Below are 19,010 nucleotides of genomic sequence, written 5' to 3' on the forward strand. Positions count from 1 at the left end.
AAAACTATATTGTAGCTATTATACAAACCCATTCACCTTCATTTTTAACTTCTAAAATATTATATCCCACAGCTTTAAGCTTTTCTTCTACCTCTACTCTTCTATCTAAAATTATTCCTGAAGATATAAACACACCACCTGGTTTTAGAAAACTCTTAACATCTTCACATAGAAATAAAATAATATCTGCTATAATGTTAGCTACAACGATATCAGCCTTTCCATGTATAACATTCATTAAGTTTCCTTCTAAAACCTCAATCTCATCTATATTATTTAATTCTACATTTTTGCGTGCAGCATCCACTGCAACTGGATCTAAATCTACAGCTTTAACTTCTTTAGCCCCTAGTAATTTAGCTCCTATTGCAAGTATTCCTGAACCTGTTCCTATATCAAATACAGTACTTTCATTTTCTACCTTTTCTTCTAAGGCTTTTATGCACATTCTAGTAGTTTCATGAGTCCCTGTTCCAAAAGCCATACCTGGATCCAATTCTATAATTAATTCATCTTCAGACTTTTTATATTCTTCCCAAGTTGGTTTTACAACAACCTTATCACTTATCTTAGTTGGCTTGTAATATTTTTTCCAGTTATTTGCCCAGTCTTGTTCATATATTTCTTTATCTTCTATTTTACCTTCCCCAATATCTATACCTAAATCCTTTAATTCTTTAAGCTTTTCTTCTATGTAAGATATAACTCTAACCATATCTTCTTCCTGTGAAAAATACCCTTTTACTACTGCAGCATTTCCTTTATATTCTAATATATTTATATCTGCAAAATCCCAAGTTAAAGGCCCTTGTTCTCTTTCTAATATATCATTAGGGTCTTCAATTGCAACACCCTTACAGTCTAACCCATAAAATATGCCTGATACTGGCTCTAAAGCCTCACTTTTTGTTATCACTCTAACCTCTCTCCAAGTTCCTTCCACTAATATCAATCCTTTCTAATACTACTTAGATTATTTTTATTACATAACATTCTGTTATAATAATTCCCCTCTTCATAAAGTTGAGGAAAAGATCATCTCTTCATCTGATAATAAATTTTAAGCTTAAAAAATTAAAACTTCTATCTAAAGCTTAGAACTCTGTTTATATTTTACACTTGTAATTATTTTATGTCTACAATAATTATACATATAAGGGCTACTTCAATTTAATCTTTTATATATACTTACTATAAATGCTATAATCAAAAACTGCTATTTATATTTTATCCACAAACTTTATAATTAAAAAGCAGTTAGACGTTATTATAAAATAAACTCTAACTGCCATTAAAATTTTATTTTTTTATTTTTTTAAAAAAGCCCTTATGCTCCTCTTTATTTACTGCAACTTCTCCTGAAGCTTCCATAAACTGAATAATTGCATCCTTTTGCTTTTCATTAAGTTTCTTTGGTATGTCTACTATAATCTTAACATATTGATCGCCACGACCAGATCCATTTACTCTAGGAACACCTTTATTTTTAAGTCTAAATACTGTATTGGATTGGGTTCCCTCTGGAACATCATAAACAACTTCTCCGTCTACTGTAGGAACTTTCATCTGTGTCCCTAAAATAGCCTTTCCTACACTTATATGTTGTTCTATATGAATATCAAATCCTCTTCTATCAAAGATATTATGAGGTGCTACTCTTATATTTACATATAAGTCTCCAGAAGGACCTCCATTTTCTCCAGGTTCTCCTTGTCCTCTAATTGGAATTATATTACCAGTGTCAACTCCTGCAGGAACCTTAATTGAAATTTTCTTTTGCTTTCTAATTTTCCCAGTCCCTCTGCAAGTAGTACATTTATCTTCTATATAAGTCCCTAAACCATTACATTTATTACAAGTAGTTTGGGTTGAAAATGCACCAAAAGCAGTTCTTCTTTGCATGGTTATTCTACCTGTACCACCACACTTGTCACAAGTATTTGATGAAGTTCCTGGCTTTGCACCACTTCCCTCACAAGTATCACAATGCTCATGCTTGTTTACTTTAATTTCTTTTTCACAGCCAAATACAGCTTCTTCAAAGGTTAAATTAATAGTAGATTCAATATCTGCTCCTTTTCTTGGAGCATTAGGATTGGATCTTCCCCCAAAACCTCCAAAACCGCCTCCAAATATATCTCCAAATATATCTCCTAAGTCTGAAAAGTCAAAGCCAGCTCCTCCAAAGCCCCCATCAAATCCTCCACCAAAATCTGCCGTTCCAAATTGGTCATATCTAGATTTCTTTTCTGGATCTGAAAGTACCTGATAAGCCTCGTTTATCTCTTTAAACTTTTCTTCTGCTTCTTTATTATCTGGATTTCTATCTGGATGGTATTTTAAAGCAAGCTTTTTAAAGGCCCTTTTAATTTCAGCTTCATTCGCCCCTTTTTCTATACCTAATATTTCATAATAGTCTCTTGCCACGCTTTTCTTCACCACCTAATTACTAACTTAAATATCACAACTTAATCTATTATATAGATAAAATCAATATAACTCAAGGTTTTTGACCTAAAATTAAGGGAAGGGTTTTTACCCATCCCTTAATCCTCTTTAAACTATAAATTTATCTTCTATTTATCATCATCAACTTTATAATCAGCATCTACTACATTATCATCTGCTCCACCTTGATTACTTCCAGTTGCTCCTGCATTTTGAGCATTTGGATCAAAACCTTCAGGTGCTCCTTCTGGGTTTGCAGCTTGATAAATCTTAGAAGATACTGCATAGAATTCTTGAGTTAATTCTTCTGTAGCTTTTTTTATAGCCTCTAAATCTTCTCCATCTTTAACTTTATTAAGTTGTGCTAATTTAGCTTCTATTTTGCTCTTATCTTCAGAAGATACCTTATCGCCTAACTCTTTTAAAGTATTCTCTGTTTGATATGCCATTTGATCAGCATTGTTTTTAGCATCTATTAAATCTTTTCTCTTCTTATCTTCTTCTTCAAATTTTTGCGCCTCATCTACTGCTTTGTTAATTTCATCATCAGAAAGATTTGTTGAAGCTGTAATTGTAATGTTAGCTTCTTTTCCAGTTCCCTTATCCTTTGCAGATACGTTAACAATACCGTTAGCGTCAATATCAAAAGTTACCTCTATTTGAGGGATTCCTCTTGGTGCTGGAGCTATACCAGATAAAGTAAATCTTCCTAACGTTTTATTGTCTGTAGCCATCTTTCTTTCACCTTGAACTACGTGAATTTCAACAGATGTTTGACCATCAGCAGCAGTTGAGAATATTTGACTCTTTTTAGCTGGAATCGTTGTATTTCTTTCTATAAGTGGAGTTGCAACTCCACCTAAAGTTTCAATTCCAAGTGTTAAAGGAGTTACGTCAAGAAGTAATATATCCTTAACCTCTCCTGTAAGAACTCCTGCTTGAACAGCTGCTCCCATAGCAACACATTCATCTGGGTTAACACCCTTTGAAGGTTCTTTACCAGTAAAATTTTTCACTGCTTCTTGTACTGCAGGTATTCTTGTAGACCCACCAACTAATATAACCTTATCTACATCATTAATACTTAATCCTGAGTCACTTAAAGCCTTTTTAATAGGTTCTATAGTTCTTTGAACTAAATCAGCTGTAAGTTCATTAAACTTAGCTCTTGTTATATTAATATCTATATGTTTTGGCCCTGTTGCATCTGCTGTAATAAATGGAAGATTGATATTTGTTTGTGTTGAAGAAGATAATTCAATCTTAGCTTTTTCAGCTGCTTCTTTTAATCTTTGAAGAGCCATTTTATCCCCTCTTAAGTCAATTCCATTTTCAGCTTTAAATGTGTCTGCCATATAATCTATAACCTTTTGGTCAAAATCATCTCCACCTAGTTTAGTGTCTCCATTAGTTGCCAAAACTTCAAAAACACCATCACCTAATTCTAGTATAGATACGTCGAAAGTTCCTCCACCTAAATCATAAACCAATATTTTATGGTTTGTATCCATTTTATCAAGTCCATATGCAAGTGAAGCTGCTGTTGGCTCGTTTATAATTCTTCTTACATTTAAACCAGCTATTTTACCTGCATCCTTAGTTGCTTGTCTTTGGCTATCGTTAAAATATGCTGGAACTGTAATAACAGCTTCTGTAACTTTTTCACCTAAATATGCTTCAGCATCTGCTTTTAACTTTTGAAGAATCATAGCTGAAAGTTCTTGTGGTGTATATTCCTTATCATCTATTTTTGTTTTATGATCAGTTCCCATATATCTTTTAATTGATATTATTGTTTTATCTGGATTTGTAATTGCCTGTCTTTTTGCAACTTGCCCTACTAATCTTGAACCATCTGCTTGGAATGAAACAACTGATGGAGTTGTTCTAGCCCCTTCTGAACTTGGAATTACTACTGGATCTCCACCTTCCATAACTGATACACAAGAATTTGTTGTACCTAAGTCAATACCTATAATTTTTGCCATTGTTTGTACCTCCTAGTTTACGAAAATTTATTCAATGTATGATTTTTAAGTTATTTATCTTAATTTGCAACCTTTACCATGCTATATCTAATAACTTTATCTTCTCTCTTATATCCTTTTTGAAATACTTCAACTATTTCACTCTCTCCATACTGACTATCTTCAATATGCATTACAGCATTATGGCAGTTAGGATCGAAACCTTCACTGGTTGAAATTTCTTCAACATCTAGCTTCTCGAATGCACCTTTAAATCCTTTTAAAGTCATCTCTACTCCAGTTTTTAATTCCTCTAGAGAACCTTGAGCTTCTATAGCTCTTTCCAAATTATCCAATACTGGTAGAAATTCCTTTAAGATATCCGCACAAGAATTGGTATATATATCTTCTTTTTCCTTTGCAGTTCTCTTTCTATAATTCTCATATTCTGAAGCTAAATTCGAATATCTCTCTTCTAGAGTTTTAATTTTATTTAAAGAAAACTTATTTTCATCTTTTAAGGTTGTATTTTCTAATTTTAGTTTATCTAATTCCTTCTTTAACTTATCTTCTGTAGTTTCTTCTTTATCAGCGCATTTTTCAACACACTCTTCTTCACATCCACATTCACACTGAGTTTCAGCATCACAACTTGTTTCCATATTCTCTACTGTATGATCCTTATCTTCTCTAGTTATTTTTTCCTCAGTATTATTTTTAACCAAAACCTCATTCCTCCATTCATATGATTGCATAATAATAAAACTTACTTATATATTTTTAAAATATTTATATTTAATTCTTCTACAAGATTTATAATAGAGGAAATAACTCTGTCATAATTCATCCTAGTTGGTCCTATTACACCTATAGAACCAAGAGGTTTTTCCCCAAAGCCATAAAAAGCAGTTATTATGCTATATTCCTTTGCCTCTTTTAAATTATTCTCCATGCCAATTTTTACTCTTAAATTTTTACTGTCTTCACTATTATCCAGTAGACGCCTTAAATTTTCTTCGCTATTTACAAACTCGAAAAAATCTCTAGCCTTTTTAATGTCACTATACTCAGGCTGATTCAATATATTATTAATTCCCTCTGCATATACTTTAGACGACTCAATATTCTTAAGACTAGAATATAGTGCAGGAATAAGGGCATTAAAAATATCTTCATGACCTTTTAAGTCTTCTTTTAAACTATTTATAACTTCAAGGTCTATATCTTCTATGGATAAATTTGAAAGTCTTAAATTAATTAAATTGTTTAATTTCAGTAAAATATGCTGTTCTATTGGATCAGTTACTCTTATAATAGTATTTTTAATTAATCCACTATCGGTTATTATCACCACAAGGACTTTATTTTTATCTATACTAATTAACTGAATTTGATTTATAGAACTTCTTTTTACTGATGGTGTCTTAACTATACAAACCATATTTGTTAAGTTTGTTAAAATTCTTGTCGCCTCATTGACAACCTTGTCTAATTCATATAATGCTACATCTATAAGTTTATTTTGAATAAGTTGTTTTTCTTCTTCTGTAAGCTCCGTTATCTGCATTAACTTATCTACATATAGTCTATAGCCAAGGTCTGATGGTATCCTACCTGAAGAACTATGAAGTTGCTGAATATATCCTAAATCCTCTAAATCAGCCATTTCATTTCTAATAGTAGCAGAACTAACCCCTAAATCATATCGTTTAGCAATTGTTCTAGAACCTACTGGTTCTCCTGTACCAACATAATCTCTAATTATGGCCTCAAGAATCTTTATTTTTCTATCTTCCATCATTATCACCTCTTTATTAGCACTCATTAACATTGAGTGCTAACGACTATGTTTTTAAAATAACATTAGTGATTTTTTTTGTCAATACCATGTGGTTTTTAATTTCTATTTATTTTTAAGTTTATCTTAATTTATCTCTCTTTTATGACCTTAATTTAAGTTTTACAGCTTTACCTGTAATAAATCCTCTTAATCTAATATAAACTCTGACATAACTATATTTGAAAACTCTATTCCTTTTTTTGTTAGTTTTAAATTAACCTGATCTTCTTCTAATAAATTTAAGCTCTTATATTTTTTTATAACTTCATCATAAAGTGAATGAACATCTGTATTAAACAATTCTACAAAATGCTCCTTATCTATGCCTTCTATTTTTCTAAGCCCCATAAACATAAACTCTTCTACACTCTCTTTTATAGAGTTTTTATGTGTGCTTTTTATAGGTTTTTCTCCTGCCTTAATTCTTGATATATATTCATTTACAGAAGAGATATTTTCTATTCTATATCCATCTATAAAAGAGTGAGCAGCAGATCCGCATCCTAAATAATCTTTTAATTCCCAGTACGCTAGATTATGCCTACACTGTTTTTTAGCTTTAGCAAAATTTGATATTTCATAGTGTTCGTACCCATTATTTTTTAAAAACTCTAGGGCATGATTGTACATGACTCTTTCTTCATCTTCTTCAGGAAGCCCTTCCCTCTCCTTATACATATTATAAAATGGAGTTCCCTCTTCTATTATTAAGCTATAACAAGAAATATGTTCCGGATTTAATCCTACAATATTTTCTAAGGTTTTATCCCAATCTTTTACCTTCTGTGCTGGAAGCCCAAACATTAAGTCCAAATTTATATTGTCAAATCCCACTTCTCTAGCAAGTTTGTAGTTTTCTTTAAAAGTTTCAATAGTATGTATTCTTCCTAACTTATCTAATAAATTATTGTTATAAGATTGCACTCCTATACTAAGTCTATTAACCCCCATAAGTTTCATAACCTGTAACTTTTCTAAATCAAAGGTTCCTGGATTTGCTTCCATAGTAAACTCAAGATCAGTTTCTTTGGTTAATTTATCTATAACTTCTCCTAACTTTTTTAAATTTTTTATATTTAAAAAGGTGGGAGTTCCCCCACCTATAAATATAGTTTTAAATTTATACAAGTCTTTATAGAGAAGTAATTCTGTACATAGAGCATCAACATAATCATCCATTAAATACTCTATTCCAGCAAAGGAGCTAAAGTCACAGTATAGGCATTTTTTTGAACAAAATGGTATATGAATATACAATGATTTTTCCTTCATAACTTTCCCTCTCTACTTTTAGTCATCAGTTTTAAGTACTGCCATAAATGCTTCTTGTGGAACTTCTACACTACCTAATTGTCTCATTTTTTTCTTACCTTTTTTCTGTTTCTCAAGAAGTTTTCTCTTTCTTGATATATCTCCACCGTAGCATTTTGCAAGTACGTCTTTTCTCATTGCTTTTATGGTTTCTCTAGCTATTACCTTGCTTCCAACTGTAGCTTGAATTGGTATTTCAAACATTTGTCTTGGTATTAATTCTTTTAACTTTTCTGCAATAATTCTTCCTCTTGCATAAGCCCTTTCTTCAGGAACAATTAAAGATAGAGCATCTACTTTATCTTTATTAAGTAAAAGGTCTAATTTTACTAATTTAGCTTCTTTATAACCCTTTAATTCATAATCAAAGGACGCATAGCCTTTTGTCCTTGATTTTAAAGCATCAAAGAAGTCATAAATAATTTCATTTAGAGGAATATTATAGTTTAATACAACCCTAGTAGTTTCAATATATTGCATATCTATAAAGACTCCTCTTTTGTTTTGGCAAAGTTCCATAATTGCACCTACATAATCTGAAGGTGTTATTATAGACGCTTTTACAATAGGTTCTTCCATATATGATATCTCTGATGGTTCTGGCATATTGGTAGGGTTTGTTATTTGTAATTCTTCACCATTAGTTTTATATACTTTATATATAACAGATGGTGCTGTAGTTATAATATCTAAATCAAATTCTCTTTCAAGCCTTTCCTGAATTATTTCCATATGAAGTAAGCCAAGAAATCCACATCTAAATCCAAATCCTAAGGCTATAGATGTTTCTGGTTCAAAATTTAATGAGGCATCGTTTAACTGTAATTTTTCTAAGGCCTCTTTTAATTCCTCATACTTAGCTCCATCAACTGGATATATACCACTATAAACCATAGGAATAGCTGGTCTGTAGCCCTCTAATGCTGTATCTGTAGGATTTTTAGCATCTGTTATAGTGTCTCCAACTCGTGCATCCTGTACATTTTTAATAGAGGCACAGATATATCCTACATCTCCTGCCCTTAATTCCTTTACACTAAGATAGTTTGGAGTAAATACACCAACTTCTACTACATCATAGGTTTTCCCTGTAGCCATTAATTTTATGGTAGAACCTCTTTTAACTACACCATCCTTAATTCTAACATAGCTAACAACACCTTTGTAGCTATCATAATAGGAGTCAAAAATTAAGGCCTTTAATGGTGCTTCTTCATCACCTGTAGGTGCAGGAATTTTTTCCACTACAGCTTCTAAAACATCTTCTATATTTAATCCAGTTTTAGCTGATATTAGTGGTGCATCACTAGCCTCTAAACCAATTACATCTTGAATTTCAGTTTTTATTTCCTCTGGTCTTGCACTTGGTAAATCTATTTTGTTTATCACTGGTGTGACCTCTAAATCATTATCTACAGCAAGATAACAATTAGCTAGGGTCTGTGCTTGAATTCCTTGCGTTGCGTCTACTATAAGTATAGCACCTTCACAAGCAGCTAAGCTTCTTGATACTTCATAATTAAAGTCTACATGACCTGGAGTATCGATTAAATTTAATATGTATTCATTTCCATCCTTAGCTCCATATACTAACCTTGCAGCTTGAGATTTTATAGTTATTCCTCTTTCCCTTTCAAGTTCCATCTTATCTAAAACTTGATTATCCATTTCTCTTTCTGTAAGGGTTCCTGTCTTTTCTAGTAGTCTATCTGCAAGTGTTGATTTTCCATGATCTATGTGAGCTATTATACAGAAATTTCTTATATATTTCTGTCTATTACTTTGCATCTCTCTACCCCCAATAATAAAATTAAAACCTTCTTAATACTTAGAAGGTCGTCTTTTCTTTAGAATATTAACATTTAAAATTATATCATATAATAGAGAGTATTTGTCAATTAATTTATAAGATTTTGTACCTTTTCCTTAAAACCTGTTAAAACATTTCTACTTAACTCTATTTCATAATTCTTTAAATCAATTTTTAATATAAAAGGATTATCTGTACAGTTTATCTTAATTGAAGATGTATTACTCTCTCCTAAGGTCTTTGTGATTTCTGTATTAACTTTTATAAAACCTATTATGAATACAGCTATGGCTAAGAAAAAAGCCATTGCCTTTTTTCTTTTATCTAACAAAAAAGCACCTCCTTATATTTATAAGGATGTACTTTTTTACTAATTTTATTCATTCTACAATTATTTTTTTGTCTTTAAGTACTCAGCAATAACTCTTGATAAGTATTTCCCTGTATTTTTGCATTCAGAACTATTATTACACTGAGCCCCCATCTCTATTAAAACTGCATTAGAACTCTTATTTTGGTTATAATATGCTATTCCTCTTTTACGTGCCAGTACAGCCTGTCCTCTTATAAGTCCAGGGTAATTCTTATTAGTTATATTAATAAGGCTTTGCACTACCTTTTTATTACCTGTTTCAAACTTAGGATTCTCCGTTGCTACAACAAACATAAATCTTGCTGCCTGTTCTCCATTAACTGAACAAACCAAGGGTTTCTTACTATCAAGCGAGTCCCTATGTAAGTCTATAATAAGATCAAAATCACCATATTGCTTTAAATATTTATCTAAAGTCTGCCCAGAATTTTGATAACTTTTTGTATAAGTTGTATCATGAATTAACTTATCATGAATTACATTAACATTAAAATCTCTCTCCAAGGTATTTTTAATTACCTCTCCTACTCCAACAACATTGTGATTGGTATCTTCTTCTTGTGGTTTACCAGGCAAGTACCCTTCACGTGTGTGTGAGTGATATATTAAAACCTGTGGCTTATCAGGTCGCTTTTCATTTCTAAAAGGTGAATTTTTAAATTCTTTCCCCTCTTTATTTAATATTTCTTCTTCTTTTATATTATCTTCAAATTTAACAACAGACTTATCATCTATCTTAAACAAATCTTTTTGAATATCTTCTTTATCATTTTTATCCCCTTCATTACTTCTTTCTTTAGTTTCTTCTTTATGTTCTTTAAGATAAGAAACTTCATTATTTATTAAATCTTCCTCTTTACCCCTTTTTAAAAACACACTAAGTAAGCTTCCGGTATCCTTCTTACTTATAGTTTTAATGTTTGGGAAAGTAAATTTAATTAAATTTATATATAATAGTTCAATATGCTCTTGACCAGTAGTTGCACTTATTTTACTTGGAATTAATATGCTTATTAAGAATATACTTATTATAAAAAAAGAATATATCTTCCTTTTTTGTTTTACACTTAAACATGAAAAAAAACTTTTTTTATTACCTCTTATTATTTTATACTTAATATTTTTGTTTTTCACATTACCCCTCCTCATATAGAACTTTATATTTAATTATATGAGGAGGATTTTCCTAATATTACTATTAGTTTAATTTAAAGTTTTGTAGACATTTTTGTTCATATGAATCAGGTGACTTTCATATGAACATTTTCATCTAACTGAGCCTAATTTAAATATCTATTTATATCTTCTAAGTCTAAGGCAGGCTGAAGTGCGATATTAACTCCATTTGCTATAATTTTTGATATAGACTCTATAACCATATCTACTTCTTTTGGGGTAACCATCAGATCCCCTACATAAGGATGTAATACCTCCTTTATAAGCATCTCCTTTTCATTTTTATCTACGCTTTTTAGCATATTGTAAAATTGTCCTCCCTCTTTAGACTTACTTATCATTTGGTCTAATACTAAATCTATAGTGTCATTTGCTAAAGTAGCTGCATCTACCACTGTTGGAATACCTACAGCTATAACAGGAATCCCTAAAGTTTTCTCACTTATCTCTCTTCTACTATTTCCAACACCAGAACCTGGAGATATGCCTGTAGTACTTATTTGTATGGTTTTATTTACTCTCTCCATTCTTCTTGAGGCTAATGCATCTACACATATAACTAGATTGGGTTTAATCTTTTCTACTACTCCTTTTATTATTTCACCAGTTTCCATACCTGTAATTCCTAAAACTCCTGGAGATAGTGCACAAACTGGCCTAACTCCTTCATCTATACTATCTGGAACAAGTTCTTTTAAATGTCTAGTAACCATAAGTTTAGATGCTACCTTAGGACCTACAGCATCTGGTGTCACATTCCAATTACCTAATCCCACTACCAAAGCAGTCATACTAGGGTCTAGCTTAATTAAATTTCCTAGAGTCTTTGCTAATACCTTACTAACCTCTTCCATAGAGTCACTATCATAATGTACAAAATCAGGAACTTCTAAGGTTATATATGACCCTATAGGCTTTCCTATAATCTCTTCCCCTTTTTCATCTATAACTTTAACATCTGTAATCTTTATATTGCCTTCACTATATTCCTTAACTTCAGTGCCGGGAATATAGTTTTTATTTTCTTCCTTATATATTTCTTGTGCTTCTAATGCCAAGTCAGTTCTTATATTCTTTAACATTTTCTCACTCCTTATAAAGAAAAATTAAATACTTAATATTAGTTATTACTCATATAAATAGCTTTTCCTAAAAATATATTAGTATTCTAATTTAATAACTTTTAATTAATACTTGAAGTACAATGAAAATAATGCTATAATATCACGTGTTAATATGAACTATTGAGCAATTCCCCAAAGCTGTATAGTTATATTTATGCGATTAGATTATAAGGTGGTGAAATACATGGCAAACATTAAATCTTCTAAGAAAAGAATAAAAGTTAATGAGAAGAAAGCTATTGCAAATAAAATGGTTAAATCTGGTTTAAAGACAACTATAAAAAAATTCGAGGCTGCTGTTTTAGCTGGAAACAAAGATGAAGCTGCAGTTAAATTTAATGACGTAGTTAAAGCTTTAGACATGGCAGCAACAAAAAATATATTACATAAAAACAAAGCTGCTAGAAGAAAATCTAGACTTTCTGCTAAATTAAATTCAATGGCATAATAAAATAACCGGTGATTTCACCGGTTTTTGTTTTTATCCCATGGCTATCCATTCTAATACTCCCTCTTCTTGAAATGGAGAGAAAAGAGCGACTACACCACCATAAACTCTGTTTATTTTTAACCATTCCAACCTTTACATATAATTGTATCTATATATTTCTCTTTACAACTGCGCCCTTTACTATAAGCATTTCCATTTCTGTTTTTAGATCTAAGGATACAGTCTTCATTCTTTTTTCACATTGCAAACTCTCTTCTAGCATAATCTCCAAATACTCTAATGAAAATACTCTACATTGATGAATAAGTTTTTCACAAATAAAAGGATTTAATCTAAGAGCCCTGGAAATAGTGTTCTTATTTTCTCCTTTTAAGATTTGAAGTTTAACATCTAAAAGAAGCTTATATTGTCTTTGTATCATATATAATATATGAGACTCATGTTCTCCTCTAAATATAAGTTCATTTAATATATCTAAAGAACTTCTAATATTACTTTGGGATATGGCATCTACCAAATTAAATATATCATTTTCATTTTTTTGGGGTGCTAATAAGTAAATATCTTCTTTAGTAATTTCTCGTTCTCCTGTATATGTACAAAGTTTTTCAACTTCATTTTCTATTATGTCCATGTTATTTTGAATTTCATTACAAAATATAGAAAGCTCTGACTTTGAAATGTCCTTTCCTTTGCTTTCAAATATCTTTTTAACTCTTCCTCTTAATTCTTCCCCTTTTAGTTTGTCTACTTTTACCACAGTAGCTTTTCCATCTAATTTCTTAAGCTTAAAACTTGGTTTATCCCTCTCTGATTGAAACACATAATATAATATTAAAACACAATGTGGTGGTAATGAGTCTATGTATTTTTCAAGAAATTTATATACCTTTTCTGAGTCACCTTTTCCATCCCTCTCGTCTAAAAAACTAGCCCTATATACTAAGACTATCTTTTTTTCACTCATAAATGGTAAGGTTTCACAAGCATTTAAAATCTCATCTTCTGTAACTTTCTCACCATGGAACTGTATGTAATTTAATTCAATAAAATCCTTATTTAAAGCTTTATTTTTAATCTTTTCAATATTTTCCTTTATAAGATTTTCATCTACTCCACAAAAAATATAACAGTTATCAACGTCATTCTCCTTTAAGATCTTTAAAAACTCTTTATTTTGAATCAAAACTTTACCTCCTAAAGTTGACTATTCTATTAAGTATAATCTTGCAAAAGATTTCCCATAATTATTATAAAGTTTTTTGCCCTTTGCCTCAATAACTTTAACATTTCTATAAGAAATATTTAAATTTTTTTTAGGTAGCGTACTAATAACAAAAAACTCTTTTTCATCTTCAAACTCTAAAATTATATTGTTTTTAAAAGACTTATTAGTTTTACCTATTATTACATAATCCCCTAAGATTATTTCCTCTGTTTGTCCACCGTCTAGTATAAAGCTTTTATCTATTGGCTCTTTTATCTTCTTTAAATCTTCCGGACTCTTACATAAAGCTATACTATGCCATTTGTACTTAATTATAGCACATTCTCTTGTTCCTATATTATAAAAATTTATTTGGGGAAATACATTAAAAACCGATAAAAAATAAAATATAGTAATAGGTATAATTGAAAACTTAGCATATTCAAATCCTTTTTTTATAAGCATATAGGAAAAAATAATAAACACTAGGCATAATATATGAAAATAATTTAAATATATAGACTTTGGAACTATACATAATAATAAATTCTCTATAACATTATATAATTCCATAATAGATAAAATTATATAACATATAGGCTTAAATATAAAGGGGACTTTATTAAATATTAAAGCAATATTTCCTAGTATTACTATAAAAGAATAGAAAGGAAGTAAAAATAAATTTCCTAGAAAACCTCCCATAGAGTACTGATTAAATATAGCTATTGAGTAAAAAGATGATAAACTTTGACTAGATATAGTTAAACTTAATGACTCTCGAATAAACTTAGGTAGTTTATATAGCTTGCGGCTTATTTTATTGTTAAATATAATTATTCCAAGTACTGCAAGATAGGACAAAACAAATCCTGGATTTACTACATAGTAAGGTTTTATAGAAAGTAGTATTAAACTTGAAAAGCTTAATGCTGATAATACATTATAACTTTTAAAGATTTTAGGTGATACTTTTAAAATAAATATCATTATAAAAGCCCTTATAGTTGAGGGTTTACCCCCTGTAAATAATACATATATAAATGCTATAAAACTCTTTATGCTTAAAAATGGTATAAAATCTAAGACTTTAAACACTATAGCCATGTGAAATCCAGATACACTTATGGCATGAATAACCCCTAAATCTTTTAATTCTTCCTTATGTTCTTTGGAGATATATTGATCTTCCCCAAAGGAAAGTGCCATTAAAACTCCTGTATTTTCTTCACCTAACACCTCTGAAAATTTTTTATATAAATTTTCTTTTAACAAATTAACCTTTGAAAGTTTTCCTTCTGCAATCTTTTTTGCATAATTTGTCTCTATTTCGCCTATATTACCTCTAGAAAAATCTATATTTCTCTTAAACTCACCCTCTAAATAAACTATATCACCCTTTTTAAAATTTTCTTTACTCTTTAAAATGTTTAATTCTTTTCCCTTATAAGTGGCTCTTTTAATAAATCCCCTATCTTCCATTATATTAACTACTATTTTAGCCTTCTTATCTGGCAGGTTTGTGGTGAAATAAATCATATTAATAAAGTAACCCATAATAAAAAATATTATTATCATATAATAAAGTTCCTTATTAAGGGTTAAAAACACTATAATAAAGAAAGATGCAGCAAAAGCTACACCTATAAATTCATTCTCATAAAAAATAGTATAATCAAACGACCCTAAAAACAATGCAAAAGCGCAATAAATAAGTGGATTACCTACTAAAATTTCATCTTCTTTCATATATATAATATCTCCATACTAATTCATATTTAGTAAGATTATATCCACTTATATTATTTTTAATCATTAAATAGCACTAATCTGAAATTATACTATTTTTAGCATCAATTTTTCAATTTATTGTTTTTATCTTTTTTACTACTTTTAGAATCTAAGACCTCTATGACCCCTTTCCCATGAGTATATACACCAGAAGAACTTAAGCCTAAAAAAATCCCTTTTAAAACCCTAAGCTTAATCTCCACCTTATTTGAAAAAAATATAGCAACTATTACACCTATAACAAGAGATAACACTGGTGCAAATTTCGGTTTTAGACCTAAAGATTTGAATATATTTACTATAGCTGTTATTATAGGAATAAAAATCATGTCATTTTCACTTATTCTAATCATATAATATCCCTCCACTTATTATATAATATGTAAAAATGACATTGAAATTGCTTGTTTTTACTTTAATAATAGTCCATGTACATATCATCAATTATTACATTTCTATCCCTAAATGCAATATTTACTAGGTAATTTAGTATTACTGTAGTTATTATGAAAATATAATGTTCTCTCATAAAATTAGCAAAGTTAAACCCTATACTCATACCCTCAAAACTTACTATAAAAAATATAAATACTAAATTCAAAAACATAGCTATATTAGATAACAGCTTTTTAAAGATTAAACCATACTTTATTATATTAAGAGGACTAAAAGCAAGTCCAACTCCTAAACTAAATAAAAGTAAAAGATTGTGCGGCACATTAGAATAACTTTTAAGAGCATAACTATATAATATAAATGAGACCAGTGTAATGGAGAAACCCTTTATAAGTAAGTATGATAGGCTTATATTATTTTTTTCTGTAGCATAACTTATATACGACTCTTCTCTAAAAAAAATTGACTCTCTATACTCCATTAATAAAGCAATACCATTCATACTTATAAGCACTAAATTTAAGTGCCAAATTTGTTCTAGTTTTAAAATATTATCCTTGCTTACACTTAAGGACATAAGTACACAAAAGACAAGAGAACTAGTACACACAAAAAACTCATAAATTAAAGCTTTGTAAAATTTTAACAACTCCCTGCTTTCATATATTGTATTAAAAAATTTGTTTATATTCATATCACATATAAAAAGATCACTAAGTTTTTTTATAATGCTACTACACTTTTCTCCCATAGAAACACTTATATCCCCATAACTCATATGAGGAAGTTCTATAAGCTTACTTCCTACTACTCCTGTAAATTTGCCCTTATCTTTATAGTTTTTAACTATTAGTTTTTTATCCTCTTCTTTTAGCTTAGAAAACAAGCTTTCATTTGATATGATGTTTTGAAGCTCTCTACTAGACATATAATCAAATTCTATACCTGAATATATCTCATTTGTATCTCCTATAACTCCAATCTCTTTTCCGAATACCTTAGCCGTAAGCTTATTATCCTCTGTAAATATAATAGGATTTAAGTTAAGTTCATTACATCTTTCTTTAAATTCATAAGTTTCTAACTTAATTGGATTTACAAAACCAATAATCCCCACAAACACAAGGTTACTTTCTATATTTTCATCAATAGAAGGTTCATAGTTAAAACTCCTATAAGCAAAGGCAACTAAGTCTAAACCGTCTAGAGCCATATCTACTGCCCCTTCTTTTATTCTGTCTATTTCCTCAGCTTTTAGTTCTATTTCTATACCATTTTTCAGTATATAAGTAGATCCCTCTATTATAGTATCCAAACTCCCTACTACATTTGCCCTGTAGTTTTCATCTATTTTATTTAAGGTAGTTTTTATACCTCTATTCCCCTCTATAGGCACTTGAAATGCTCTAGGATATTTATTATGAAGCTCACTCTTATAAACAAAATTATTAAGTCCAAATTTTATAAGTGCAATTTCCTTCATATCTCCTTCTTCAATTTCCTTTTCTTTCTCATATTTTGCATCATTGCATAAAAGAGATATGTTAATTAGTCTTTCTAAAGTTAAACTATTCATGACAGTAACTTCTTTGCTATCTAAAACCTTATTAGAATCATAAAACCTTTGAACCTCCAAGGTATCTTTAGATTTAGCATTCAATAACTTTTCATCTATAAATATTTTTGATACTACAGCTTCATCTTTAGTTAAGATACCTGCCTTATCTAAAAATAAGGTTTCTATTTTTGATATCTGTTTTAAGGATGAAATATTTTTTATATATACTCCTATATCTTTTTTCTTTTTCACATAAATAAATATAGTTATTAATAATAAAATTATGCTCTGAATAGGTATTAGTATATAAATTAAAGTACCTATAATATTTAAGATTTTATATGATTCTACATTTAGAAAATACGAAAAAATACCACAAATGCAACTTAAAACTACTCCAGCTAATGAAAATTTATTTAATATAGATTTGATATCATTTATAAATAAATTTTTATCTCCTTCATTATGCATTAAGGTTTCCATCATGGCCCCTATCTGTGTTTCCTTACCTACAGATGTAACAATACCTATAGCTTCTCCTTCCTTAATTATAGAGGATTTAAACACCATATTGCTCATTTTATCCATACTTAAGTCCTCTTCATCTAATTTTGCTGAAAATTTTTCTATAATACAATCTATCCCAGTTATAGGCAATTCATTTATTTTAAAGTTTTTTACATCTATAAGTCTTATATCTGCAGGTATATAGGTATTCCCTTCTAAGAATACAACATCCCCTACAACTAAGTCCTCACTTTTCACCGCTTCTTCTCGTCCTTCTCTTAAAACCCTTACAGAAGAGGAATTTAAAACTTCAAGTGCTTTTAATTTTTTTTCATTATTTATTTTTAGTAAAAAAAAGCTCATTAGAAGAAATGTTATTAAAATAGCAGAAATGCATAATAGTGCATTTAAATTTAAATATGAAATTATTATAAGAAAAGTAATCATAACTACTACCCAGGGTTGAAATAGTTCTAAGAAAAATAACTTTAAAGTTGAATTTTCTTTAGGTGTGTATATTATGTTTTTGCCATAAGCTTCCCTATGCCTTTCTACTTTGTCATAATTAAGCCCCAAATCTAAATCTGAGTTTAAGTTTTCTACTACTTCTTTATGTGAAATACTATACCACCTTTTCATTCTATACCTCTCAATACTTTATTTTTTGTTTTAACTTTATAAATATTATATCATTTTATTATACTTTTTACTTTAGTTAAATAAATCTTTAAACTTCTGATATTATTATATAATAAATTCACAAAAAATTCAAAAGACGGGTTAGATATCATAAACTATGTATTCTAACCCGTCATTATATGTCTATATTATTATTTTTATATTTTGGCGGGAGTATGTGGGAATCGAACCCACCCATCATGGTCTTAGCACGACAACTCAGTTTTGAAGACTGGTAGGCACACCAGCACCTATCTACTCCCTTGACACAAGCATTAGTATATCATATAGATAATTATTAATCAATAAATTTTTTGTATTTTCTTAAACTTTTATTTTGTATTTTTGTATGTTTTGTAGATTAAAGTAGAAA

At 29.5% G+C, this 19,010-nt stretch carries 15 protein-coding genes and 1 tRNA gene; 1 reads left to right on the forward strand and 15 read right to left on the reverse strand.

Annotated features, from left to right (window positions below; genetic code table 11):
• Positions 1-4: 4 nt before the first annotated feature.
• From prmA to gpr, 10 genes are all read right to left on the reverse strand, one after another.
• Positions 5-943, reverse strand: coding sequence for a 50S ribosomal protein L11 methyltransferase (gene prmA, locus FNZ64_RS09370; protein WP_142414542.1), 939 nt, complete (start codon positions 941-943; stop codon positions 5-7).
• Between the two features lie 356 nt (positions 944-1,299).
• Positions 1,300-2,427, reverse strand: coding sequence for a molecular chaperone DnaJ (gene dnaJ / locus FNZ64_RS09375; RefSeq protein WP_142414543.1), 1,128 nt, complete (start codon positions 2,425-2,427; stop codon positions 1,300-1,302).
• Between the two features lie 149 nt (positions 2,428-2,576).
• Complete coding sequence (dnaK, locus tag FNZ64_RS09380) at positions 2,577-4,436, reverse strand: molecular chaperone DnaK (RefSeq protein WP_142414544.1); 1,860 nt, start codon at positions 4,434-4,436, stop codon at positions 2,577-2,579.
• A 59-nt stretch (positions 4,437-4,495) separates the two neighbouring features.
• Entirely contained in the window at positions 4,496-5,170 is a 675-nt protein-coding gene (gene grpE, locus FNZ64_RS09385; protein WP_142414545.1) for a nucleotide exchange factor GrpE, read from the reverse strand.
• A gap of 11 nt (positions 5,171-5,181) precedes the next feature.
• Positions 5,182-6,213, reverse strand: a complete 1,032-nt coding sequence (hrcA, locus tag FNZ64_RS09390) for a heat-inducible transcriptional repressor HrcA (protein ID WP_142414627.1) — start codon at positions 6,211-6,213, stop codon at positions 5,182-5,184.
• 189 nt (positions 6,214-6,402) lie between these two features.
• Positions 6,403-7,527 carry a radical SAM family heme chaperone HemW gene (gene hemW / locus FNZ64_RS09395; protein WP_142414546.1) on the reverse strand — a complete coding sequence of 375 codons (1,125 nt, stop codon included), beginning with the start codon at positions 7,525-7,527 and terminating at the stop codon, positions 6,403-6,405.
• An 18-nt stretch (positions 7,528-7,545) separates the two neighbouring features.
• Positions 7,546-9,354 carry a translation elongation factor 4 gene (gene lepA / locus FNZ64_RS09400; protein WP_142414547.1) on the reverse strand — a complete coding sequence of 603 codons (1,809 nt, stop codon included), beginning with the start codon at positions 9,352-9,354 and terminating at the stop codon, positions 7,546-7,548.
• 110 nt (positions 9,355-9,464) lie between these two features.
• Positions 9,465-9,707 carry a hypothetical protein gene (locus FNZ64_RS09405; RefSeq protein ID WP_142414548.1) on the reverse strand — a complete coding sequence of 81 codons (243 nt, stop codon included), beginning with the start codon at positions 9,705-9,707 and terminating at the stop codon, positions 9,465-9,467.
• A gap of 60 nt (positions 9,708-9,767) precedes the next feature.
• A complete protein-coding gene (locus tag FNZ64_RS09410; RefSeq protein WP_185903740.1) occupies positions 9,768-10,883 on the reverse strand; it encodes a stage II sporulation protein P in 1,116 nt (371 codons plus the stop codon).
• 146 nt (positions 10,884-11,029) lie between these two features.
• The gene (gene gpr, locus FNZ64_RS09415) at positions 11,030-12,007 is read right to left on the reverse strand and encodes a GPR endopeptidase (RefSeq protein ID WP_142414550.1); all 978 of its coding nucleotides are present in this window, start codon (positions 12,005-12,007) and stop codon (positions 11,030-11,032) included.
• A 226-nt stretch (positions 12,008-12,233) separates the two neighbouring features.
• Here gpr and rpsT point away from each other — a divergent pair, with 226 nt between their 5' ends.
• Positions 12,234-12,497, forward strand: a complete 264-nt coding sequence (gene rpsT / locus FNZ64_RS09420) for a 30S ribosomal protein S20 (RefSeq protein ID WP_142414551.1) — start codon at positions 12,234-12,236, stop codon at positions 12,495-12,497.
• Positions 12,498-12,648: 151 nt separating this feature from the next.
• On the opposite strand, the gene holA is transcribed toward rpsT, so the two are convergent.
• The 5 genes from holA to FNZ64_RS09445 all read right to left on the reverse strand — a co-directional run bounded on the left by holA (position 12,649) and on the right by FNZ64_RS09445 (position 18,900).
• Complete coding sequence (gene holA / locus FNZ64_RS09425) at positions 12,649-13,686, reverse strand: DNA polymerase III subunit delta (protein WP_142414552.1); 1,038 nt, start codon at positions 13,684-13,686, stop codon at positions 12,649-12,651.
• A 21-nt stretch (positions 13,687-13,707) separates the two neighbouring features.
• The gene (locus FNZ64_RS09430) at positions 13,708-15,456 is read right to left on the reverse strand and encodes a ComEC/Rec2 family competence protein (RefSeq protein ID WP_142414553.1); all 1,749 of its coding nucleotides are present in this window, start codon (positions 15,454-15,456) and stop codon (positions 13,708-13,710) included.
• A 104-nt stretch (positions 15,457-15,560) separates the two neighbouring features.
• Complete coding sequence (locus FNZ64_RS09435) at positions 15,561-15,851, reverse strand: hypothetical protein (protein ID WP_142414554.1); 291 nt, start codon at positions 15,849-15,851, stop codon at positions 15,561-15,563.
• A 62-nt stretch (positions 15,852-15,913) separates the two neighbouring features.
• A complete protein-coding gene (locus tag FNZ64_RS09440) occupies positions 15,914-18,598 on the reverse strand; it encodes a P-type ATPase actuator domain-containing protein (protein WP_142414555.1) in 2,685 nt (894 codons plus the stop codon).
• Positions 18,599-18,803: 205 nt separating this feature from the next.
• Positions 18,804-18,900 (reverse strand) — tRNA-Sec (locus tag FNZ64_RS09445).
• Positions 18,901-19,010: the final 110 nt, after the last annotated feature.

Origin of the sequence: Hathewaya massiliensis (assembly GCF_902143515.1) — a bacterium.
Taxonomy (GTDB): Bacteria; Bacillota; Clostridia; order Clostridiales; family Clostridiaceae; genus Hathewaya; species Hathewaya massiliensis.